The following is a 25,443-nucleotide window of genomic DNA, read 5'->3' on the forward strand; positions in this document are numbered from 1 at the left end:
ATGAAGCTTCTCACCAAATTGCCATGCAACAAATGCGTGGAGGATTCAGTAACGAAATTGCCAAATTACGAGAAGAATTACTAAACTTCGCCTCATTAATAGAATTAGAATTAGATTTTGCTGAAGAAGATGTAGAATTTGCCGATAGAACCCAATTTGCCGAATTGCTAAACCGTATTGAATTCGTATTAAAACGATTAATTGATTCATTTGCTGTTGGTAATGTGATTAAAAACGGTATTCCAGTAGCCATTGTGGGTGAACCAAATGTAGGTAAATCAACCTTATTAAACGCTTTACTAAACGAAGAACGTGCCATAGTTTCAGACATTGCTGGTACAACACGTGACACAATCGAAGACGAATTAGTCATTGAAGGTATTGGCTTTAGATTTATCGACACAGCTGGAATTAGAGAAACAAAAGACGTTGTTGAAAGCATCGGTATTCAGAAAACTTTTGAGAAGATAGAACAAGCTCAGGTAGTATTATTTTTAGTGGATGGTTTTCAGTTAATGGTTGATGGATTTGAAAAATTAAATTTTGAAATTAAAAAAATAAATAATCAATTTCCATTAAAAACATTAATTACTCTAATAAATAAATCGGATATGTTATCCAATAGTCAACTATCAACTATAAACCAACAACCATCTACAATATTAATTTCCGCCAAACAAAAAACAGGTATTGAAGAACTTAAAAACACCCTACTCTCTTTTGTAAACACGGGTGCTTTGAGAAATAATGAAACGATTGTAACCAATACACGTCATTATGATTCGTTGTTGAAAGCTTTGGAAGAAATTACCAAAGTTCGCTTTGGTTTAGACCAAAATTTATCCTCCGATTTAATGGCGATTGATATTCGTCAAGCCCTATTTCATTTTGGAGAAATCACAGGGCAAGTGTCAAACGATGAATTACTTGGTAATATTTTCGCAAATTTCTGTATCGGAAAATAGAAAGAATCTTACTTTTTCTGTCTCCCAAAATTAATCTATACTTTTTAAAATCTGAAAACATTTATTGTATTATACAAACAAATTTGTTTATATTCTTATTATGAGTTTTCAATTAGAAAAATATAAAGGCATTCATCCAGGAATCATTTTAGAGCGTTTATTAGCTAAAAAAAAGATTTGTCAGCGTTATTTTGACCTTTATACAGGAGAACATACACAAACTATTAATACATCACAAAAGGCAGAAGAAGTCTTAATACTACATTAGCTTAAAAATAGAAGCTGCTCTAGGTTTTAAATAAGGTTTTTGGGTATTACTTCAAACCTATTACGAAATTGCTCAAGAAAAAAGAAAGTACTTCATACTACTAACCTATCTAATTTACGAAAATCGCTTTTTGGGATATTGATATTTCTAAAATTAATTAGGACAAACAATATAGAGCTATTATTCAACTTTTTTACGAAAGAGGCAATGAAGCTGAGAAAAATGAGTTAGAAGCCTTTTATGAAAACGATAAAATTAAGACAGCTCTTTGTAATATCAGAAAAAAAATTTACACTATTTATAAAAACAAAAAAAAGCATTATTTCTATTATAATACCGTAAATGATTTACTAAAAATTAGTACAACAACTTTAATGTTCATGGAGTAATACTTTACAGTCATTTAAAAAAAACATTCTCACATAATAATAGATACACAAAATAAATTGGAGTATGATTTTGTAAGAACTAAAAAATTAACATTTTTAAAATATTTTATTTTTTAATTTGTCAAATTCATAAAAAAAATCGGGACAAAAACTTCTGTCCCGATTTATCATTTTAATGTATTAATAAACAAACTATTTATTATAATAACACAATAAATTAGATTACTTTAAATCAAAACGATCTAAATTCATAACTTTTGTCCATGCTGCTATAAAATCAGTAATAAATTTTTCTTGATTATCTTTTTGAGCATAAACTTCAGCGATAGCTCTAAGCTCTGAATTTGAACCAAAGATTAAATCAACACGTGTAGCGTTCCATTTCAGCTCATTAGTTTTCATATCAATTCCTTCAAAAATTTCGTTATCAGCATTTACAGGCTTCCAAGTAGTTCCCATAGCCAATAAATTTACAAAGAAATCGGTATTTAATTGATCTTTTTTGGATGAAAATATCCCATAATTTGAACCATTATAGTTAGCATTTAATGATCGCATACCTCCAACTAATACCGTCATTTCTGGAGCTGTTAATGTTAAAAGTTGTGCTTTATCTACTAATAACTGTTCAGTACTAACTGTAAATTTAGTTTTTAAATAATTACGAAATCCATCAGCTTGGGGTTCTAAAACTGTAAAAGAATTTACATCAGTTTGTTCTTGTAAGGCATCCATTCTTCCCGCACTAAATGGAACTTTTACAGTATACCCTGAATTTTTAGCAGCTTGTTCTACACCTGTATTTCCTGCTAAAACTATCAAATCTGCAAGTGACACTTTCTTGTCTTTATTTTTAGAATTAAAATCAGCTTGTATTTTTTCTAAAATAGGCAAAACACGATTTAACTGCATCGGATTATTAACTTCCCAGTTTCTTTGTGGTTCTAATCTAATTCTTGCACCATTTGCACCACCTCTTCTATCTGAACCTCTATAAGTTGATGCTGAAGCCCAAGCAACTGTTACCATATCTTGAATTGATAAGCCTGAAGTTAAAATTTGTGTTTTTAATGATGCAATATCCTTATCGTTTATAAGTTTGTGATTTACTGCCGGAATTGGGTCTTGCCAAATTAAATCTTCTTTTGGAGCTTCTGGACCAAGGTATGTAGTTTTTGGCCCCATATCGCGATGGGTTAATTTAAACCAAGCTTTTGCAAATGCTTCTTCAAATTCTTTTGGATTATCATAAAAACGCTTAGAAATTTTCGCATATTCAGGATCAAAACGGAAAGACAAATCAGTAGTTAACATTGTAGGCAAGTGTTTCTTATTAGCATCAAAAGCATCAGGAATGATTTCTTCTCCATTTTTTGCAACCCATTGATGAGCACCAGCTGGACTTTTTGTTAACTCCCATTCATTATCAAATAAAATATTAAAAAAACCATAATTCCATTGAGTAGGTTTTGCTGTCCATGTCACTTCTAAACCAGAAGTTATTGCATCGGTTCCTTTTCCTGATTTATAATTACTTTTCCAACCTAAACCTTGTTCTTCAATTCCTGCAGCCTCTGGATCTGGACCCACATTATTTGCCGGACCTGCTCCATGTGTTTTCCCAAAAGTATGTCCACCCGCATTTAATGCTGTAGTTTCTTCATCATTCATTCCCATTCTTCCAAATGTTTCTCGAATATCTTTTGCAGCTAGTAAAGGATCTGGATTTCCAGCAGGTCCTTCAGGATTTACATAAATCAATCCCATTTGAGTTGCAGCCAATGGATTTTCTAATTTTCCTTCTACACTTCTTGAATGATCTAACCACTTGTTTTCAGACCCCCAATATACATTTGATTCTGGTTCCCAAACATCTTCTCTACCTCCTGCAAAACCATAGGTCTTAAAACCCATAGTTTCTAAAGCAACATTTCCAGTTAAAATCATTAAATCTGCCCAAGAAATCTTATTTCCATATTTTTGTTTTATAGGCCAAAGCAATCTTCTCGCTTTATCTAAATTAGCGTTGTCTGGCCAACTGTTTAAAGGTGCAAAACGTTGTTGCCCTGCTCTAGAACCTCCTCTTCCATCTCCTGTTCTATAAGTACCAGCACTGTGCCAAGCCATTCTAATAAATAATGGACCATAATTTCCAAAATCTGCTGGCCACCACTCTTGAGATTGTGTCATAAGTGTTGCTATATCTTTCTTTAATTCAAAATAATCTAATGACTCAAATGCTTTGGCGTAATCAAAGTCTGACCCAAGAGGATTGCTTAATTCAGAATTTTGACGCAATACATCTAAGTTCAATTGATTGGGCCACCATTCTTTATTTTTGTCTTTACTTGTAGTTCCAGTTTGTGTTGCTACTGGAGTTGTTTTTTCAACAGAACCATTTTCAACGAAATATTCAATGGAACCTGTATTGGGTCCACTTTGGCTACTTTCTCCTACATTATATGTTTTTCCAGTAACAGGACAAGTCACAGTTTCTTGCGAAAATGAAAATACCGCAAAAAGTAAGCATGTTAATAATAGTTTTTTCCTCATTTTAAATTGATTTTTTATGTTATTATTATTCAAAATTCAGCATTATACCGCAATAATAATATTTTATTTAAATGATAAATCTTATCTCGTTATAATTTTTATTTATAAATAAATAACTTTATCATAAGTAAAATCATTAGTAATAACTGATAAAAAACTCAAAACCATAGATTTAACAAATTGTAAAATTTAAAAATACTTAGTATAAAAAAAACCGAAAAAATTCTCGGTTTTAAACTAAAAAAAAAACTATTCGAAACTATTGAGCATTAACACAATCTTTTTTTTGACTATAGGGGATTTGTCCATGAATAATACCTCCAAATTCTGAACTACCCTAACCACTTCATGTGTATTGTTATATAATTAGAAAACCTTGCAACATACAATCTTTGTTTTATTCTTTTCTGTAAAAAAACCTTTTATCCATCGATATAAAATAAGTCCAATGTATTTGTTGTTTGTTTCTTACTTTTTTAATTTCTATAATTTTCAGATAAGGCATCAAAACTTAAATAACAAGCCTGTAAACCTAATACAAAATCAATCATTCAAAATATATGGTTTTTAACAAAACGCTCATGCGCTTATAAAACCGAATTTCCAAAACAATTAATTGGAAGATTTTATTTAATAGGATTTTTAAATAAATGTGCCAAAAACAAGCGCCCTTTACAATTCTAATTAAATCTGAGAAATCACAAAACAAGTTTATAATTCAAAAAAAAATATCTAATTGCTACTATTTAGGTCCACATAATGCAGGTCTTTTTCCAATTGAAAAATTTCATATTCGATAGTTGAAATCGTTTCTTGAATACTAAGAATTTGAGCCTCTTTTTCTTTTTTGGAACGAAATAGTTTGAATTTTGTAGCATCCATCAACGCCTTTTTAGCACGTTCCATTTTTTTATAACGAGATGTCAATTGGTTTTCAATAGCTTCTCTTTTTGACTTTAAGGTTTCTTGTTTTAAAGCTTTCAAACGTACCTCATCCAAACTATCTTTAAGTTGTTCTTGTTGTAACGTTTTTTCACGCTCTTTTTGTCTGCTTTTTGATGTCTCATTGTCTATGGCAGTCTTTTGATTTTCTTCTTGAAGAGCCGCTTGTCTTTCATTTTGAATCAACTTCAAAACAATAAAAATCAAAAACAAAAAAACACTTAAACCAACAATTAAATACTTCCCATTCAAACCTTTAAGCCTTACTTTTGAAAGTGTTGTTCTATCTTGTTTTACTGTGCTTTTTGGGGGTATCGGAACTTTAATTAAAAGAGACTGTAATTCTTCAACTTGAGCAGCAGTAGTCCATTCCTCCAAACCTTCATACCAAATTGGAGTTAAGTTTGTAATCGCATGTTTTTTTAATTCTTCTAAACTAAAGGGACCACTATTTTCCGTTCCATTATGTATAAAATACTTTTTCATTGACTCGCACTTTTTATTTAAAAACGAATATAAAGTAGGTTTATTTCAAAAACAGAAAAATATTCTAGCTACATACTTATTAAAATTCGTTAATTTTTGTCATGCTGAACTCGTTCATGCGTCTCATCTCTATTCTTGTCCTACTGAACTCGTTGAAGCATCTCCTCCCTTCTCTTGTCGTGCTGAATTCATTTCTGCATCTCATCTCTATTCTTGTCCTACTGAACTCGTTTCAGCATCTCTTCCCTACTCTTATCCTGTCCTAGTAAACCCAATTCAGCACTTCAAATTTGCATCTAAAAACAAGCAATAAAACACAAATCGATTAACGCTCAATCAAATAAAATTACAAACCAATAGCAGCTATTAATCCCAGAGCCGCTTCTTCCCCAGAATGCATTGCAGCATTGAGTGAACCGTTCAACTGTGTATCACCTGCTAAAAAAATAGTAGTACCGTGTCTTGTTTCGTTCGCACTCCTACTATAACGCAGATTGTCCATCTTAGGTAAAGCTTTCGGAATTGTATACTGTTTGATGAACTTTAAAGTAGAGATGCCGCAAAAAGTGTTTAATTCCTTTTCCACCTGTTTTTGGAGTGCTGCTGGGGTTAATTGGTGTTCTTTTACTACGGTAACCGAAAGTAATTTTTTCGCACCCAAAGTTTTGGTGGGTAAACTTGTATGAAAAAACAAGTTATTAATTAAGGCAGCCTCCTCTGAAATTAGTCCTATCAATGGCTTTTTTATTGTATCTAAAGGGGTTTCAAAATAAAGTGTTTGGCACGATTTCCATGCCATGGTTTCAGTGTGCAGAGCTGGCAGTAAATGACTGGCTTCTGTGGCAATAATGGTGTAATGACTCTTCAATATTGTTCCGTTAGAAAGATGAATTTTATGTTCTTCCACGGTTTTTACACTGGTATTGTACAGAAAAGTCGTGTTTTTTAACGACTCTTTCAATTGCAACGGAATGGCTTCAATACCTGCTTTGGGCAATGTTGCTAGTCCTTCTCCAAACATTTTATATACAAACTCAAACATTCGGCTTGAAGTTTCTAATTCGGATTCTAAAAAAATACCACTAAAAAAAGGTTTAAAGAAATGGCAAATCATGTCTTCCGAAAATCCAAAATGCACCAAATAATCGTAGGTAGTTTGCTCTGGCTTTTCAAAAATAGCAGTCAAGCTTGTTTTTTTTAACAAGGCATTTAATTTTAGTATTTTAAACTTGTCTGCCATCGAACCTATGCCAGAAAAAAGAGTTGGAACCAATAAAGAAAACGCTCGCAAAGGATCTCCAATGACTTTTTGTTTGCCTTGTTTAAAAATAGCCGCTCCTGGTAAAAAAGGTTGCAAAGCTAAAGCTTCATAATTCAAATACTTTTGAGCCGAAGGATAAGCCGTTAACAAAACCTGAAAACCATGATCCAATTGATAGCCCTCTACCACATCGGTTTTTACTCTGCCGCCCACACGATCGGTTGCTTCTATAATAACAGGACAATAACCATTTGCTTCTAACACTTGAGCAGCAACTAAACCGCTAACTCCTGCGCCAATAATATGTATTTTGTAGGCCTCTTTTTCCATGGATTTTGCTATAATGATTTTAATTTACACAAAGATAGCAGACTCTTAGATGTTTCCCAAATGATATAGTTTTTTTTATATTTGTTAGGGTTTATTGCTTGAGAGTTTTGGCTGATTTTGAATGGGAAAGAGTAACGCTGTCCTAAAAATAAATGCTTTTTTTTATCAGAATTAAAAATAGAATCCCAAACAAACCCTAATCTTGTCATCCTGACTAAGTAAGGAACACTCACAAACCTAATCAATAACCATAAAAAACTTAGTGAAACTCAGTGCCAAACTTAGCGCAACTCCTTGCTACGAATAACATAAAACCAACCACACAATCATCCTAAAGCAAAGTAAAAAAGCTTTTCGTAAAGTTAATAAGAAACACCAACCCCAATCTTGTCATGCTGAACTCGTTTCAGCATCTTAATACAACATTGCTTAACCAATTATAGCACACGAAAAAAATCGCATACGAACAATAGTTAAAATAAATTTCATCACTTACTTTATAAATAAACTCTTTAATTAAAAAAATATAGAATTGAAATAATATCATAAATGTAAGATAGATGACATATTATAAAGTAAGAGTGAAATAAATTTGTGATAAAAATACGCTATTCAATTAATTAAGAACAAGATAAATCAAAGTACCTTCAATTAAAAAGAAGATTTTATCACTTTAACCCACTAAAAATTACACTATGAAAAAGAATTTAATTTTATGCTACTTCACAGTCTTAACCCTATTAAGCAGTTGCACAAAAACTGAAAGTGATTTTGAGGAAATAACTAATCCACAAACAACCATTACCTTAGCAGCAAGTCAAAGTAATGTGCTTACAGGTACTACCGTTATATTTACACTCACAACCAGTTCAGGCAATAATGTCAACAATCTCAGTGTCTTTTTTGTAAATGGAACAGCCATTAGTGGCAACATACATACTTTTACAACTAGTGGAACCTATACTGTTAAAGCAGAATACCAATCCATTACCAGTAATGAACTTCAAGTAATAGTTACAAATCCACCAACCACAACACAGTTTGTAAATCGAGTACTTGTTGAAGAATATTCTGGAACTTGGTGCGGAAATTGCCCTAGAATATTATATGCAACAGAATTATTAAAACAACAAACCGATAAAGAAGTTTCTGTACAGATACATCTTTTTGGAAACGATCCTTTCATAACCACTCAAGGAAATCAATTGGCATCCAGTTTAGGAATCAATGGTGTGCCAGCAGGAAGAATAAACCGAACCATCAATTGGACAGGTCCACAATACCAAAACGTAAATCAAGTACTTGCAGAAATTAAACCCTCATCAGACGCAGGACTAGCTATAAATTCAACAGTGGTTAACGGAACCAAAATGCAACAATTACCATGGGCTTTGCCAATACAACTACCTCAACTAAACTAATGGTTTATTTAGTAGAAGATAATTTGTTTCACACCCAAAGCAATTACTCCTCAAACCTATATGGCGGTTTAAGTTCTATTCCCAATTTTAAATATGATGGCGTATTAAGAGCAATCATCTCACCCATTAATGGTGACACCATTACTCCAACAGCTTTAACTTCAGAAAAAAGTTACTCCTTAGCAATTCCAAATAATGTAGCCGCATTAAACCGAGTTAAACTAGTCGCTTTTTTGATTGATACCACTACTAATGCCGTTATTAATGTAAGAGAAGCCAGTATAAATACAAATCAAAACCTAGAAATACTATAAAAGCTCCTTAAAAAAGAAATACCAGTTGCAGATGGTTACAACCAACCGTTTCATAATACAATATTCACAAAACAAACATTTAAACTAACCACAGATCCATAATAACACATAAAAAAATCCCTAAATCTCTGCATTCTCAAACCTGACAGGTTTTTAAAACCTGTCAGGTTTAAAATAAACACCCATTACAAAAAAACTCTGCGAAACTTAGTGAAAAACTTAGTGAAACTCCGTGCTACAACCAACCATCAACCATCAACCATCACCAACAACCTACAAACTTGTCATGCTGAACTCGTTTCAGCATCTTAACGCAACATTTTATGTCTAGTTACCGAACGCGAAAGGATTCGCGCATGCATTGTCTACTATTTTCTTTTCTGCTTCTGTCATAATTTTAATTCCTAAGCCCTCCATTCACTAAATTGCCCTTCGGCTTGTTCCATAATCTCTTGAAGAATACCGTTTAATTCTGCTATGCTTACTTTTCCTCTTAGTTCTTTTTTAACGGCTAAACGAATAGCAGCTTTCGCATCTTCCTTATTCATCCAGTCTATTTGTAAGTTGCTTTTAACCGCTTTTACTACTGCATGAACTATATTCTGAATTGGTCCCGATTCGTTAATGATTTCTTTCTTAGCCGAAATAATATCATAAAAAGCCAATTCCTCATCCGACAAACCTAATTCTGATTTACGTTTGTCTTCGTCTTGCATTTCTTGGGCTCTGTGAACCAATTCTGCTATAGCTGTGTACGAATCAATTGCATTCAAATGATAGCGGTCAATTACTTTTTCAATCTCTTCTTTTAAAGAAGTATATTTTCTAATGTTCTTTGGCATTCGGAGTTTTATTTCATCTTTTAAAATGTTTTTTAATAACTCTATTTTGATTGCCATACTGTCTTTATCTTGTTTTGCACCCAACAAAAAGTTCTCGTCTAAAATAGAAATATCAGCTCGTTCAATGCCTGCCATTGCAAAAACATCAATTATGTCATCCGATTCAATACTACGACTAATTAATTCTTTTACTTCATTGGCTGTATTTCGACCACCACCTTTTACTGATTTAGCATTTCTAATGGCTTTAGATAAATGCTGTGCAAACAAAACATCAATTGCAAACTCTTGAATCTCTGGTTGTGATTTTACGATAGACAACAAGCCGGTCAGTTTCTTTTCTTCCAACATATATTGATTAGCAACTTCATCAAATTTTATAATGTGATTCAAAGCACTACGAACCAATAACATTTTGTCATTATCTCGTAATCCTTTCCAATTGCTATAATCTACATCACCTTCTAATAACGATTTACAAATTTCTACTTGATTATAAAATAGTTCTAAAGCTTGACGCATATCTATAGTAGGTTCACCTTTTCCACCACTACCAGTATATTTGCTAGTGGCTTTTTTCAGTTGGTCTCCAATTCCAATATAATCGACAATAACTCCTGAAGGTTTATCTTTAAAAACGCGATTAGTTCTAGTAATAGCTTGCATTAAACTGTGTCCTTTCATCACCTTATCTACATACATAGTATGCACACAAGGAGCATCAAAACCTGTCAGCCACATATCTCTAACAATGACTATTTCTAAAGCATCCTTAGGATTTCTAAAACGCTTTTTTAAAGCTTCTGTAGCATCTTGTGTTCTAATATGAGGATTCCATGCAATGGGATCTTTAGATATGTTACCAGTCATTACAACCGCAACTTCTGGGCAACCTTCTAATGCGGTTAAAGCATCATACATTTTAACACTGTTTCTTCTACTCATACAAACCACCATGGCTTTTCCTGGCAAGGTATCCGTTCGGTTTTTAAAGTGATTTAATATATCGGCTGCGATTTTTGCTACACGTTCTTCTGAACCTGCTGCATCTTCAATAGCTGCCCATTTTAAATTAGAAGCATCTTCTTGTTCCCATAAAATCTCATCTGCATCATCATCTATATTTTCATTGCCTAAATGCAACTTAGCCAAACGAGGTTCATAATAAATAGGTACGGTTGCTTTGTCTTCAACAGCTTGTTTTATATCGTAAACATGAATGGTTTCTCCAAAAACTTCTTGGGTGTCTGCATCTTTACTGTCAACAGGTGTTCCTGTAAAGCCTATAAAAGATGCATTAGGCAACGCTTTTCGCAAGTTAGAAGCAAATCCATCTAACAAACCATATTGGGTTCTGTGGGCTTCATCAGCCATTACAATAATGTTTTCTCGTTCCGATAGAATAGGATGTTCTATTTCTCCTAATTTTTCATCGGTTCCCATTTTTAAACGGAACTTTTCAATCGTAGTAAAAATAACACCACCACTTCCTGTAGAAAGTAAGCGTCTTAAATCATTGGTAGAATCAGCATGTTGTACATCGCCTACTAAATCCTTTGCCAAGACAAAGTTTTCATACAACTGAAAATCCAAATCACTTCTATCCACTTGTACTACAATGGTTGGGTTTTTTAATTCGGGTAAACTGCGTAATATTCCTGCATACATAGCCATAGAAATACTTTTTCCACTGCCTTGTGTGTGCCAGATTACTCCAATTCGTCCATCTCCATAAGGTTTTATGGCTTTTTTAGCAGCTTCAACTGCAAAATTGACTCCAAAAAACTGATGGTATTTGGCTCCTTTTTTTATTAAAGTGCCGTTATGGTCTTCAAAAAAGATAAAGTTCTTGATGTAATTGAGCAATCGCTCTTTGGGAAACAAACCAAACAGCAAAGTATGCATTTGAAAATCATCTTCTACTAAAGTAGTGCCGTCCATGCTTTTCCAAGCGGCATACCATTCACTTTTGGCATTAAACATACCGTGTTGGGCTTCGTTACCATCACTGATAACGGTTAGCATATTGTATTCAAACAATTGCGGAATATCTTTGGTATAATGCCCTATTTGGTTTAAAGCTTCAGCAATATTGGTATTTTCATCAAACCAGTTTTTCAATTCAAAAACCACTAAAGGCAAACCGTTTATGTATATAATAATATCAGGACGACGTTTGTTTTTACCTACAATACTAAACTGATTCACACACCAAAACGTATTGTTTTCTGGGTTTTGAAAGTCGATAGGATAAATATGAACGGCTTTGTCTTGTTTGTGGGCATCTTTGTATTCAAAATCCAAGCCTTTGGTTAGCTTTAAATGAAAATCCCTGTTTCGATACAACAAATCAGCTCCTTTGGTATTGGCAAATTCAGCAACAGCTACATCTTGCAACTCACTAGGCAATTGCGGATATTGATTTTGTATAAAAGCCAATAATTGGTCTTTTAAAACCACTTCATTAGCATTTTGAGGCAAAGTACCACCGTTTACATGGGTATACCCTAAATCGGTTAACCAATCGATTGTGGCTTGTTCTATTCTAGCTTCTGTTGTCATATTTTCTTCTTATTGTCATTCCGACGTTACTCTTTGTCATTCCGACGAAGGAGGAATCACATCATCCTTGCTTTACACAATTTTTTATCAGCTTTATGTAATTTCTCTCGATGGTCGAAATGACAAACTAAACGTTACTTTTTGTCATTCCGACGAAGGAGGAATCACATCTTCCTTGCTTTACGCAATTTTTTTATCAGCTTTATGTGATTTCTCCCGATGGTCGAAATGACAAAATACACTTTACTCTTTGTCATTCCGACGAAGGAGGAATCACATCATCCTTGTTTTACACAATTTTTTATCAGCTTTATGTGATTTCTCCCGATGGTCGAAATGACAAACTACACTTTACTCTTTGTCATTCCGACGAAGGAGGAATCACATCATCTTTAACAAATCGTTCATTTAAAAATTCAAAATTCTCATTAAATGAACGAATTAAATTTAACTTTTTTTCTCTTCTCCAACCTTTTATTTCTTTTTCTCTTGCAATTGCTTGTTGCACCCAAGTAAATTTTTCATAAAATACCAGAAACTCTAAATTATATTTTGAAGCAAAGGTTTTAATCCCTTTTTCAATATTTTCTTTATGCTCAGATAATCTTCTTGGTAAATCATTTGTCATACCTACATAAAAAGTAGAACGATATTTATTAGTAATGATATAAACATAGTAAGACTGATAGCCCTTTGTATGTTCAAACATGATATTATTTACTTTCATTTTCGTTCTCTTCTATCAATTTATTTTGCCATGCTGACGCGAGGAAACATCATATACTCTTTGTTCTACACTATCTTTTTTTTAGCTTTATGTGTTTTCTCCCTTTGGTCGAAATGACAAACGTTGCATGTGTTTTTTAATATTCTTTGTCATGTTGACGCTAGGAAACATCACATTATCATAGTTTATATTATTCATTTCTCTCTCAGTATTATGTGATTTCTCGTTGCCTCGAAATGACAAAACTACTCTCTAAACTCTTTTAATCTTACCTCACCACTAATTAACTTAGGTAATAAAGTATCTCGTAATTGGGTTAGGGTTTGGTTTTCTTTTATGTTTATCAAAATTTGTTCATAATATTCATTTGCTAAATGATTATAATCTGTTAATATTTGTTCATTTGGAACTAAAATATCAATATTTCTTAATGTTTTTAATGTAACGTATTGTTGCGTTGAGCCAGTCATTTGTGCTTTTATATATTCTTGTCCTATTTTTGATTTAAAGAAAGAAAACAGGTATATTTTTATTAATGGAGTTTTGGATGTTTTAAACAAACCTAAATTTTTAATTACATAGTTTGGCTCTTCATTTACAAAGTAAAAGTTACCTACAGTTCCAATCATTGTCATTAAAATATCTCCTTTTTCAACTAAACTTCTTTTATTAATTTTAATAAAATCATCATTACTAATCTTATAGGCTGAAGAAAAATCTATTGTATTAGTTCCTATATGCTTAGAAGTAATTAAATAAAAACCATCTTCAACTCTTTTTGGCGAATCATGGGTTCCATCTTTTACTTCTATTAAATCAGTTATTTTTTTCACTTCCCAACCTTTAGGAATGCTCCCTAATTCACTCTCTACAAATTCACCGTTTTGAAAAGGACCAAAATCTACAAACCAGTGTTTGTATAATGCCATTGCCATTTCTTCTAAGGTTTTGTTTATGGCTAGGTTGTTTTCTATTTTGTCGTCTATGGTGGATAGGATTTGGGCTATGGATTTTTGTTCTTGGAGTGGTGGAAGTTTAAAATCTAAATTTCCAATATCTGTTAAATTGATATTTGGCTGAGCAGATTGTCCAGAACTTGCATTAACATAATTTATTAGAGATGGATTTCTCAGAATAAAACTAACAAATTTTGGTAACGCTTTATTTGGATTTACTCTAATAATACCATTTGCTTGATTTGTATTTGCTGGAAGATGATTTTTATATACAATACCTGTTTTACCTAGATATGCACCAGCCATTGAAAAAAGAATATCATTTTCTTTTAATTGAGAACGTTTTAGTTTTTCATGAGCTTCTTTCGAAACTTTTACAAATGATGTTTCATCAAGTCTACCATCGTAATTTGTACTTTCTGATTTAATAAAATTAATACCATCATCTGTAAATCCAAAACCATAAGTAGAAGGTGTTGTCCCTTTTGTAATTACATCTGTTAATTCAGAGAGTTTATATGTTTTCCAGTTGTTTGGCATTTATTTTTTTGGTTTTTAAGCAAGAAATTCGCTTTTAATTCGCATTTGTTTTTATTAAAAAACCCATAAAACCTTTATAATCAAGGGTTTTTAGGTTTTGTTTTTGTGTTTTATTTATAGTTTATTTTTTTTTTAACCATCAGTTAAATTCCATTTCTGTTTTAACTCTTCACAAGCGGCTAGTGGTAATCCTAGTCTTGGATTTATTTCGGTTTGTAAACGATGTAATAACGCTGTAACTTCCACCCCATTCATAATAGTATGGTTAAAAAGCATATCTAATACCCATAAATGACCTCTTATAGTTACCGCTTTACTTCTAGCAAAATTGCGTAAGTTTTTATCAGAAGTAATTAAGTCAGCATCTAATTTTTGAGCACAAAATAAGGCAGAGCAATCTTCCATAGAAAGCTGGTTTTTTTCTTCTTTTAATGTAGCAATTGCTATTAATTCTTCACCAGTAAAACCCTCTACTACCAATTGTTCATTTGCTATAAAAGGCAAGAGTTCTTGTTGTTGTGCTTCATCTAATTCATCAAAAACAATATCTGTCGTATGAAAACTAAAGGGTAACTGAAAAAAGTGAAGCAGGATATCCAACTTCACTAAGTCAATTAAAATATTAGCATCATTAACAATTATTTTCATAACAACACAAATTCTTTTCTAAAATCGGCTACTTTCATGTTGGCTAAACTTGCAGCTTTGTTTAAGGATACTAAATCTTCTGCAGCAGCTCTGTACAACAATTGTTTAAAACGAGAAGAACTTTCTCTTCCTTGAAAACTCCCCAAATTGATTTCTTTTTTACGATTTTGATCTTGGTTTACCCAACGTCTGAAATTAATGAAACGTTCTTCTGAAATTACATTTAAATCTTTAGCTCTTGCCATAATGGCTTGTATAGAAATACCGTAAGTTTCTTTAATAGCTACTAACTCTGAAAGACTAATTTTACTTCTTTGTTTTCCCAATTCGTGCAAAAAAGTTTCTTGTGGCATAAGCATAGCACCTGCAAAACGATGGCACATACGCTCTATTTCTTTTTCCGATAAAGTATCGTTAAAATTCAATAATAAATGACCCAATTCATGCAAAGCAGTAAAACGTTTACGTTCTACAGGAAATTGAGCATTAATAACGATTACGGGAATATTTCCAGTAGCCCAACCCGAAAAACCATCAAAATCAGCATCAGCATCAATTTCAATAACTTTAATTTCTTTATCTTCTAATAATTCAATTACATTAGGAAGTGCATTGATACCAATATTCCAGTCTTTTATCAATTGATTTACCGCTTTCTCAACAGCATCACCATCAGCAATTGCTATGTTTTTAATAGGGTTCTTAAAATTAGATTCTAAATTTAAAAACTGCTCTACTTCAATGTAGCGAGTAATACTATCGATTACTTCTTCTTTAATACTGGTTACTTTTTTAACTCCTAGTTTACTTTTTTTTCTAAACTCAATATTTTCAATAGAAATAGTAAAAGGACGAAAAAAATAATCTAATTTCACATTTAATACTTTTGCCATTTGTAAAATTACTTTACTATCGGGCATCATTTCAGCTTTTTCATACTTTGAAATCGCATTATAGCTGACTAAACCATCTAATTTTTCAGACAGTTCACGCAATGATAAACCCGCTAATCCTCTAGCTGATTTGATTCTTTTAGCTACAATTTCTTTCATAACATATTTGTTTAGTTGTTGACAAAATTATAAAAAATATTTTATTTGTCAACCAAAACTACCATAATTTTAACATTTAAAGCTTATTAAAGTTATCTAAAATTCTTTGTTGCAAATCATTCCCTTTAGTAAACTGCTCTTGCAAAGTAGTTTGTAAAGCAGCCATTTTATCTTCAAACAAAATTCCATCGTCTTCCACTTCCTCAGTACCTACATAAATACCTGGTGTTAGTTTGTAATCTTGTTTTTGTACTTCTTCTATGGTGGCAGCGTAGCAATAACCGTCCACGTTTTCGTAACACACCCCGCCTTCGGCACCCCTCTCAAGAGGGGAAATATTTCTCCAAGAATGGTAAGTAGCTGCTACTTTGTCAATATCATCATCTGTAAAAATACGCAACTTACGGCTTTCCATAGTTCCCATTTTACTGGTGTCTATAAATAAGATTTCGTTGGTACGTTCTCTGTGTTTGCCGTCTTTTCCATCACGGTTTTTACTCAATATAAAAATACAAGCCGGTATGCCTGTGGTTAAAAACAACTTATCGGGTAAACGTACAATACAGTCAATCATGCTGTTGTTTACCATAAACTCCCGTACGTTTTTTTCTCCTTTGTTGTTGGAAGTCATCGCTCCATTTGCCATTACAACAGAAGCAGTTCCTACTTTACTCAAATGACTCCAAAAGGTTTGCATCCACATAAAATTGGCATTTCCATCCGTAGTAAATTCTTCTTTGGGTCCAAATAGTCTTGGGTCGTTCTCAGGTAAGTCTTCTGGGTGCCATTGGCTCACGTTAAAAGGAGGATTTACAATGATAAAATCAGCTTTTAAATCAGGAAACTTATCTTGCAATAAAGAATCTCCCAAACGCACATCAAAAGACAAATCGCGTAAAGCCAAGTTCATTTTACACAAACGCAAGGTACCATCGTAACGCTCTTGTCCGTATATAGCAATGTTCTTTTTATCACCACCATGGCTTTCTAAGAACTTCAAGGATTGTACAAACATACCACCAGAACCACAAGCGGAATCAAAGATTTTACCTTCATAAGGTTCAATCATTTCAACCATCAAACGAACTATACTTCCGGGAGTAAAGAATTGTCCAGCACCAGAACCTTCGGCAATAGCAAACTTGCCAATATAATATTCATACACACGACCTAAGACATCGCTTTCTGGGTTTTCTTTCTGCGATAATTTAGGATTAGAAAGTAAGTTAATCAAACCACCTACCTGCCGAGCCGTCAATTGACTTTTTACAAAAATACGAGGTAAAATCCCTTTCAAATCAGGTCGACTTACTGCTAAAGTAGCATCTAAAGTATCAAAAGCATCATCTACAATTACTTTTATGTTGTCTTGTTCGGCATTGGCTTTTAAATATTCCCAAGTAGCTTCTTTAGGAATGATATAAATATTTTTAGACAAATACTCATCGGCATCTTCTAAAACATAATTTATTTCGGCATCATCTGTAGTAAAATACGAAGAGGTTTTATCGTGTAATAAAGTGTTTAATTCTTCTCTTCGTATTTCATAGCGTTCACTCATGTGCTTTAAGAAAATCATTGGCAACACATAGTCTTTGTATTGATTTTCAGCTACGGCACCACGCAGTTCGTTAGCCGCTTTCCAAAGTTCTTGTTCAAAATTAATATCGGCTTTTACGGTATTTGTACTCATGTTTTGTTTTATAACTTGTATTTTCCAAACCTAACAATTTTCAACGAATTTAACAACCGTTAAAAGACCTATTTTTGTAGGAAATAAATTAGGAACCCCAAAACTAAACAACCTTATTTAATTTTCCTTACGGTTTACCTTATTGGATAAAAAAAATCAACCGTTTAGTAAACCAAGCTTATTTAAGAGTTGTTTATTATTATTCGTGTTTCGTACGTGTTTCGTTCGTATTTCGTTCGTAGTTGTGGTACCCCTACTTTGTAAGGAAGTTGTATGTATATGCCAAAAATAGTCGTTTTTGCGAACCAATTACGAACCAAATACGAACCAAATACGAACCCAAATCAAAGTAAGTCCATGTAATAAATCGCTTAACTTATAAAAACAGTTAAAAATAAACAAAATAGCAAAAACTTCACCCTATCTCCCCTTTCTCCCAATCTTCCTAATCCCTTCAACCAACCCTAAACCATCAACCAAAAAAAAACTACCTTTGCCAAAAACACAAAAAATGCAAGAAAACACATTCAAACCCAACAACACCAACCTATTATCCAAAATAAAGACCTTTCAAACCAATCAAAACCAAGAAACCTTTATGGCGGTTTTAGAAGAATTACAAGGCGATAAAGCTTTTTTATTGGTACCCACATCAAGTCCAGTAACAGGTGAAAATCCAGAAAAAGGGTGGACTACCCTAGAAAAAGGAGCACAAATAGCCTTCACTTCGGTTTTTGAAAGAGACAATAAATTAGTCATGGGCGTTTTCACCTCACAAGCCACCCTAATGAATTGGGCCACAGAAACAAAACCTTTTGTAACATTACCTGCCAAAGAAGTCCTTGAAATAGCTGTAGAACACAAAATCAGTCAAATAATTATTGACAGTAATCAAGAAAGCATGTTTGTTTTGGGAAGAACCGTTTAGTGCAAATGCATCAAGCAATTGGTTAAAATAAATGCTAAGTAATTCAAAGAGAGTTTCATAGAATAAATTGAAACTGTTAATAAAATCAAAATATTTTATTATATTTGACTACCCATAAACTTTAACTTAAACAGATCAACTTATTTATGAAAACACTCTTTACTTCCCTTTTGTTTTTATGTGCTGCCTCATTCTTTGCTCAAGAAAAATACAGAATCCAGTACGATTACAAAACGGATAATTTTGAATACTTCAAATTAGACAAATCCAATAAAATAATTGATACACTTAATAATCCTAAGTTCAAGAGAAACAGCTATGTGCAAATCAAATTACTCAATGTAAATCCCTTTGCCATTAATATTAAAACAGATGTTAAAGAAGAAACCATACACACCTCAGGCGGTAACGGATTTAATTTTTCTAACTTATTAGGAGGCATAAGTTCCGTTTCAGGAAGCGATTTAAATTTAAATGTAACCGAACTGCCATCAAACAATGGTTTTTTAAAAGGTGCAAATGCTTCAAGAGGAGAAAACATTTCCAATAAATTTTCCGAATTAAATGCTCTTTCTACTAATGTAGATGCCATGAAAAAAACACTATTAGCCAACCTAACCAATCCAAATCTAGATAAAGAAACCATTCTAAAAAACCTTTTACAGGTAGCTTCCATGCAAGAAGACTTTAGAATAACTGATCCAAAGCAAAACTTTCATGTTTACCTTGCCAGCGTAAAGAAAATTTTAAATGAAGATGCCAGTTCCATTGCTTCAAACATAAACGATATTAAAGACGAATTAGAAGCCAAAACAGCTGATAACACCACATTATCTCGTGGCGAATTGAAAGCACAAAACACCAATTTCAGCAACTTAGAAAGTTTATTAAATCAGTTGAATGCCTCTTCCAATTGGACTTCTGACAACTTAAATAAAATAGAATCTTTATACACCTCTTTAGAAGCTTCTTCCTTTGAACAAACCTATGATTACGAAATTTCAGCAGATAAAGTAAATCTAGAACTGCAATTTTTACAAAGTGAGTTTGCCAATAAACTAGACGATGATGATAATTTAACTGCAGTAAAAACACGTCATTTAAAACTATTGTCCAAAGGAGGTTTTAAAATTAATACCAGTGTGGCGCTTACACTAAATAATTTTAAATCAAAATCTAATGATTTTTATATTGATGATAATGGGGTTATTGGAGCAGAAAGCAATAACTATTTCACCCCTAATTTAAGTACCATGATTAATTTTTATCCCGTAATTGGAGAAAATTTTAATTTAGGAGGAAGTTTTGGTATTTCTATTCCAATTGCCGATGCGGTAAATGGCGTTAATTATTTATTTGGCCCTTCTATAATTCTTGGTAGCGAAAGCCGTTTGGCATTATCAGGTGGTGTAGCTTACGGTCCAGTAAAACGATTAATCAATGGATTTAAAGTAGGTGATACTACAACACTTAATGATGTAGACAGTTTCACTAAAAACGTATACGATTTCGGATTTTATTTCGGAATCTCATTTAGTATTTTTAATGTTAATTAAACACAATGATTAAAAAAACCGCTTTACTTATTTTTCTGTTTTTAACCTTAAATGCAACCGCTGAAAAGTACGGATTAATTATAGCTATTGGTGATTATCCTACAAAAACAGGTTGGTCTTCTATAAGTTCCGTTAATGATGTTCCCTTAATAAAAGAAGCCCTACTGAACCAAGGTTTTGCAGAAAAAAACATCAATTTACTAATCAATGAACAAGCTACAAAAGCAGGAATCATCAAAGCCATTGAAGAGTTAAAATCAAAACTGAAACCAGGTGATATTGTAGTCATTCATTATTCAGGTCATGGACAACAAATATTTGATGATAATGGCGACGAAATTGACGGTAAAGACGAAGCTTTAGTCCCTTTTGATGCTTGGGTAAAATATACCTTCAATTATAAAGGCGAAAATCATTTACGTGATGATGAATTAGGAAATATCATTGCCAATTTTAGAAACACTTTAGGCAGCAAAGGACAATTGTTATTCATCTTAGACAGCTGCCATTCAGGGTCAACAACGCGTGGTGGAAAAACGCGTGGTGGAAAAGCCACCTTTGCACCAGATGATTGGAACCCCTTAGAAAACGATAAAACCAAAGGCAGTGCAATGGTAGAACGCACTACAGTAAATCCTGATGCTGCACCATTCATACTAATCTCAGGAGCATCGGCAGATGAATTAAATTACGAATACAACGGATTTGGTTCATTAAGTTATGCTTTTTCCAAAGCCATGACCGAATTGGGAAGCGATTTCACCTACCGTCAATTGTTTTCAAAAATTGCAACCAACATGAATGTCATTTCACCAAAACAAACCCCAACCATTGAAGGTGATGTAGATTATAAATTGTTTAATGGCGACTATGTAAAACAACAACCTTACTTTGAAATTGCCAAAATTCCAAACGTAAACATGATACACATCAATGCAGGAAAAATTCAAGGCCTTTTTGAAGGAACAACAGTAATAATAGTGCCTTCCGGTACAACCAAAGCTACAGATAAAAATATAATAAGTACGGGAACCATTACCAAATCTAATTTTAATTTAGCTTACATAAAATTAGATAAAAGTTTGAGCAGTACCAATACTAAAGAATTTTGGGTAATCATTGACAAACAATCCTATGGAGATATTGCCATTAAGGTGTATTTTGATGAAAATGTAAAAGATAACAACATAAAAACAGGAGTTTCAAACTATCTAAAAGACAACAAATTGGGTTCGGTTGTCACAAATGTACAAGAGTCAGATGTTATTCTTGAAAGCCAAAATAACACCATCGAATTAAAAACACCAAACGGTACAAAAGACCTAGATGCTGACGAAAATACAAGAGGAGCTGTTACCCTTGAAGACATAAACCAAAAGTTATTTAATTTTGCACAAGGCCAATACCTTAAAAATTTAAGTCTTAAAAACTTAGCTTACGAAATCGAGTTTAAATTACTGCCTGTAAACTATTCCGATGCAACAGGAAAAGTAGGCGATTTAATTGAAGAAACAAAAAACATTAATGAAGCAGGTATTTTTGAAGTAGTTCCAGAAAAAGACCATGTGGTTTTACAAGTGACCAACAAAAGTAAAAAAACACTCTACATCAGTATAATAGAAATTAATAGTAAAGGAGAAATTGCACCGTTTATGCCTAACGACAATTGCGCACTAACCAACGAGGAACGAAAATTAGCACCTGGACAAACCATGATTTTTAAAGATTGTGTGTACTCTTTTGGTCCTCCATATGAAAGATTAATTTTAAAAGGCTTTGCAACCACTACTTCTATCAATTTTCAACCCACAGTTGCAACTCGCGGTGAAGGCAGTAGAAATGCCAATCCTTTAGAAAATTTCATCCAACAAAGTTACAGTCAATCCAGAGGTTCTACAGGAAATACAACCAGTGGCGATGTAGACGGTTTTAGTACGGAGTTTGTTTATGAGATTGTGGAGAAATAATTTCCTGTGAATATTACTGCTTTTATATCATTAAAACTATGAAATCTATTCTTCTCTTTTTTTTAGGTCTATTTTGTTTTAAAACCCTTGCACAAGAAGATACAAGAGGCTCTAAAAGCACTAAAATTGAAACCACAAAAGAAGGAACTAAACGTGCCTTAGTTATTGGTATTTCAGATTACATATCCGAAAATCTTAAACTTAATTATGCTGACAATGATGCCTTTATGTTTAAAGATTATTTAAGTCAAATTGAAAAGGTTTCAGAAGAAAACTTGTGCTTTTTAGCGAATGAAGATGCCACAGGAATGCGAATTTCGCAAGAACTAAAAAACATTTATTCCAAAGCCGTTTCAGGTGATGTTGTATACATTTATTTTGCAGGTCATGGAGATGTTATTGACGATTTTGGTGATAAAGTAGGTTATTTATTAGCTGCTGATGCCAACGCTAATCAAGAGTATAATGGTGTTGGTGGTGTTTTACCTCTTGCTTATTTAAATGAGAAAGTAATTCCAAAATTAACCGAAAAAGGAGTCAAGGTATTTTTGGTTTTAGATGCTTGTCGCTCTGGGTTTATTTACAAAGAAGGTACTCAAAAAAACATGGGTGCCATTCAATCCATGTTTGAAAATTCTATAAAATTTTTGAGTTGTGGACCTAATGAACTTTCCTATGAGAGTAGCGAACTAAAACACGGTTATTTTACTTATTACTTAGTCAAAGCATTAGCTGGAAATGCCGATAATAATACCGATAACAACCTGCAATACAACGAAATTGATGATTATTTATACAATAACGTCAATAATTTGGTTTCAAAAAAACACAATCAAAATCAAATTCCTATCATTCGTACTGAAAATAGTAGAGCCATTTATAAAGCGGTTGGCCAAGAAGATAAGAATATTGTTTTTAAAGATGTTTCTAAAGAAAAAATCAATAATGAAGTGAAGTCTAGAGGTGCTTTAAATACAAAATCAGAAAGTAAAGAAGCAATAAAACTTACAAATGATTTTACCGAAGCTTTAAAACGAAAAGACTATTATGGAAAACCATTTAGTGCATTAGAATTATATGAATCAGCAAAAGCAAACAACACTATTTCAAAAGACTTGCTGGAAAAAATGCAGGCTAAATTAATTGACAAACTGGCAACAAATGCTCAAAATTTAATAAATGATTACATCAATGGCTCTTCCGATTTACCGTCAGCAAGTGAATTTTTAAAACAGGCTAAGAATTTAGAAATTTGTTTGCAATTAATGAATAAAGAAGATTATTTATATTCACGAATAAATGCCAGTAAACTCTTATTAGAAGCCTATTCGGTAATAAAGAGTAAAAATTATGTGGGTTACAAAAAAGCAAAGATAAAACTTAATGAAGCATTAAAAATAGAGCCAAAAGCAGCATACATTCACAATGCCATGGGTTTAATTTACAATTTAGAACAAAAATCGGATAGTGCTTATTATCATTTTAGTGCTGCTCGCAACTTAATTAAAACTTGGGCTGCTCCTACTACAAATTTAAGTTCAAATCTAATGCTGCAAAACCGTTTTGATGAAGCCAAAGAAATGCTAAATACTTCATTAGGTACAAACGGATCAGATGTTAATTCATATACCAAATTAGGTGAAATTTATGAGAATGAAGGCAAGTATCATTTAGCCGAAGAAAACTATAAAAAAGCAATTGCTTTAAATCCAAAAAACACTTTTGTTTTACAAAAAATCAGTAATTTATATAAAACAAAAGGGAATGTCATTGAATCACAAAAATGGTTTGATAAAGCCATACAATCTGATTCTATAAACACGCTTTTAAATTATGGTTTTTTAAAGTTCATCAACGAACAGAAAATAGATAAAAAAAGAGCCGAAAATATATTTATAAGTGCTATTGAAAATAATCCACATAGTTCTGAATTGTATTCGCAATATGCCGATTTTTTATCAACAAATACCTTTACATCCAATAGAAATATACTTGCAGATTCACTTTACACCAAAGCCATTTCAAAAAATCCGCATAATATTTCTGCTTATGCAGGTAAAGGTTGGCTGTATTTCAAGATAAGAAAAAAAGCAGAAGCAAAAACATCTTTTGAAACTGGAATTCAATTCAATACAAACAATCCAGAAGCGTATTACAACTATGCTAATTATCTGAACGAAGCTTTAAAAGACTATACAACAGCAAAAGAATATTATATAAAAGCCATTGACAAACATCGACTTTACATTCCTGCTTATACAAAATTGTTAGAATTGTATAACAAACAAAATCAATCGGATAATGCTATAAATTTAGTAACCGAAATTCTTAAAACCAATAAGGATGTTCCTGATTTATGGAATTTATTAGGAGATAGTTATTTTTCTAAACAAAACTATACAGAAGCTATTAATGCTTACAAACAAGCTATAAATAGTGATAATTCCTATGCCAAAAGTTATTCCAAATTAGGACAAAGCGAATTAGAAACCAATGAGTTTGAAGCTTCAAAAAAAAACTATTTATTAGCCAATGCTTATGATCCATATCAAAATAAAAAAAGTGATATTGCCACTTATATTTTATCCTTAGCTAGAAATAAACAAAATTTTGGAACAGCAGCAAAAACGAAAGAATTATTCAAATTAGCTTATGAAATTGATTCTTCTGTAGAAAACGGCTTGGTTTATAGTGACTATTTATATCTAAATCAAGAACCAGAAACGGCTAACCAACTTTGCATTGAATTGCTAAAAAAAGAAGTTTCAAAGAAAGAAAAAATCAATCTTTACGAATTGATTGTTAAGTCGGCAATAGATTTAAACAATAAAGATATTTGTGATAAATACATGAAATTATTAGCAGTAGAAGCACAAGAAAAGACTGATGTTTTATTAACCGCAGTTTATTGTAAATTCATAGGAAATTTAGATTGTTTTAATGGAGCAATAGCTAAAGTCAATCAAAAGCTTATAAATTCGGTACAGTTAAAAGAATTATTCAGTGAAAATTCTATCAAGAATTATATCACAGGAAATTAAAT

General features: G+C 32.4%; 18 protein-coding genes. 9 read left to right on the forward strand and 9 right to left on the reverse strand.

All coding sequences use genetic code 11. The features are described 5' to 3' along the window. The 3 genes from ACTF56_RS03175 to ACTF56_RS03185 form a co-directional block, all read left to right on the forward strand. On the forward strand, positions 1–965 hold a 965-nt coding region (locus ACTF56_RS03175), incomplete at its 5' end, for a tRNA modification GTPase (RefSeq protein ID WP_438965466.1). 64 nt (positions 966–1,029) lie between these two features. Further along, the gene (locus ACTF56_RS03180) at positions 1,030–1,233 is read left to right on the forward strand and encodes a hypothetical protein (protein ID WP_438965467.1); all 204 of its coding nucleotides are present in this window, start codon (positions 1,030–1,032) and stop codon (positions 1,231–1,233) included. Between the two features lie 182 nt (positions 1,234–1,415). Next, positions 1,416–1,622: a hypothetical protein gene (locus tag ACTF56_RS03185; protein ID WP_438965606.1), complete on the forward strand. Its 207-nt coding sequence runs from the start codon at positions 1,416–1,418 to the stop codon at positions 1,620–1,622. A gap of 222 nt (positions 1,623–1,844) precedes the next feature. Here the strand turns inward: ACTF56_RS03185 and katG are convergent, their stop codons facing one another. From katG to ACTF56_RS03200, 3 genes are all read right to left on the reverse strand, one after another. Next, a complete protein-coding gene (gene katG, locus ACTF56_RS03190; protein WP_438965468.1) occupies positions 1,845–4,175 on the reverse strand; it encodes a catalase/peroxidase HPI in 2,331 nt (776 codons plus the stop codon). 732 nt (positions 4,176–4,907) lie between these two features. Continuing rightward, complete coding sequence (locus tag ACTF56_RS03195) at positions 4,908–5,603, reverse strand: GYF domain-containing protein (protein WP_438965469.1); 696 nt, start codon at positions 5,601–5,603, stop codon at positions 4,908–4,910. Between the two features lie 346 nt (positions 5,604–5,949). Continuing rightward, positions 5,950–7,194 carry an FAD-dependent oxidoreductase gene (locus tag ACTF56_RS03200; protein WP_438965470.1) on the reverse strand — a complete coding sequence of 415 codons (1,245 nt, stop codon included), beginning with the start codon at positions 7,192–7,194 and terminating at the stop codon, positions 5,950–5,952. A 695-nt stretch (positions 7,195–7,889) separates the two neighbouring features. Between ACTF56_RS03200 and ACTF56_RS03205 the strand changes: the two genes are divergently transcribed. Next, entirely contained in the window at positions 7,890–8,615 is a 726-nt protein-coding gene (locus ACTF56_RS03205) for a hypothetical protein (RefSeq protein WP_438965471.1), read from the forward strand. After that, positions 8,615–8,929, forward strand: coding sequence for an Omp28-related outer membrane protein (locus tag ACTF56_RS03210; protein WP_438965472.1), 315 nt, complete (start codon positions 8,615–8,617; stop codon positions 8,927–8,929). The genes ACTF56_RS03205 and ACTF56_RS03210 overlap by 1 nt, the downstream gene beginning before the upstream one ends. Before the next feature lie 404 nt (positions 8,930–9,333). Here ACTF56_RS03210 and ACTF56_RS03215 read toward each other — a convergent pair whose 3' ends face one another. From ACTF56_RS03215 to ACTF56_RS03240, 6 genes are all read right to left on the reverse strand, one after another. Continuing rightward, the gene (locus tag ACTF56_RS03215) at positions 9,334–12,333 is read right to left on the reverse strand and encodes a type I restriction endonuclease subunit R (protein ID WP_438965473.1); all 3,000 of its coding nucleotides are present in this window, start codon (positions 12,331–12,333) and stop codon (positions 9,334–9,336) included. A 361-nt stretch (positions 12,334–12,694) separates the two neighbouring features. After that, on the reverse strand, positions 12,695–13,060 hold the full coding sequence (locus ACTF56_RS03220; RefSeq protein ID WP_438965474.1) for a GIY-YIG nuclease family protein: 366 nt from the start codon (positions 13,058–13,060) through the stop codon (positions 12,695–12,697). Positions 13,061–13,305: 245 nt separating this feature from the next. Then, a complete protein-coding gene (locus tag ACTF56_RS03225; RefSeq protein ID WP_438965475.1) occupies positions 13,306–14,556 on the reverse strand; it encodes a restriction endonuclease subunit S in 1,251 nt (416 codons plus the stop codon). Positions 14,557–14,688: 132 nt separating this feature from the next. After that, positions 14,689–15,204 carry a hypothetical protein gene (locus ACTF56_RS03230; protein WP_438965476.1) on the reverse strand — a complete coding sequence of 172 codons (516 nt, stop codon included), beginning with the start codon at positions 15,202–15,204 and terminating at the stop codon, positions 14,689–14,691. Next, positions 15,201–16,256, reverse strand: a complete 1,056-nt coding sequence (locus ACTF56_RS03235) for a helix-turn-helix domain-containing protein (protein ID WP_438965477.1) — start codon at positions 16,254–16,256, stop codon at positions 15,201–15,203. The genes ACTF56_RS03230 and ACTF56_RS03235 overlap by 4 nt, the downstream gene beginning before the upstream one ends. 76 nt (positions 16,257–16,332) lie before the next feature. After that, complete coding sequence (locus ACTF56_RS03240; RefSeq protein ID WP_438965478.1) at positions 16,333–17,949, reverse strand: N-6 DNA methylase; 1,617 nt, start codon at positions 17,947–17,949, stop codon at positions 16,333–16,335. Between the two features lie 511 nt (positions 17,950–18,460). On the opposite strand from ACTF56_RS03240, the gene ACTF56_RS03245 reads away from it, so the two are divergent. The 4 genes from ACTF56_RS03245 to ACTF56_RS03260 all read left to right on the forward strand — a co-directional run bounded on the left by ACTF56_RS03245 (position 18,461) and on the right by ACTF56_RS03260 (position 25,441). Continuing rightward, the gene (locus ACTF56_RS03245) at positions 18,461–18,877 is read left to right on the forward strand and encodes an SseB family protein (RefSeq protein ID WP_438965479.1); all 417 of its coding nucleotides are present in this window, start codon (positions 18,461–18,463) and stop codon (positions 18,875–18,877) included. A 146-nt stretch (positions 18,878–19,023) separates the two neighbouring features. Then, entirely contained in the window at positions 19,024–20,433 is a 1,410-nt protein-coding gene (locus ACTF56_RS03250; RefSeq protein WP_438965480.1) for a hypothetical protein, read from the forward strand. 5 nt (positions 20,434–20,438) lie between these two features. Then, complete coding sequence (locus ACTF56_RS03255; protein ID WP_438965481.1) at positions 20,439–22,400, forward strand: caspase family protein; 1,962 nt, start codon at positions 20,439–20,441, stop codon at positions 22,398–22,400. 38 nt (positions 22,401–22,438) lie between these two features. Continuing rightward, the gene (locus tag ACTF56_RS03260; protein ID WP_438965482.1) at positions 22,439–25,441 is read left to right on the forward strand and encodes a caspase family protein; all 3,003 of its coding nucleotides are present in this window, start codon (positions 22,439–22,441) and stop codon (positions 25,439–25,441) included. The last annotated feature ends 2 nt before the right edge of the window (positions 25,442–25,443 follow it).

Source organism: Flavobacterium sp. (genome assembly GCF_965657075.1).
In the GTDB taxonomy this organism is placed as follows: Bacteria; Bacteroidota; Bacteroidia; order Flavobacteriales; family Flavobacteriaceae; genus Flavobacterium.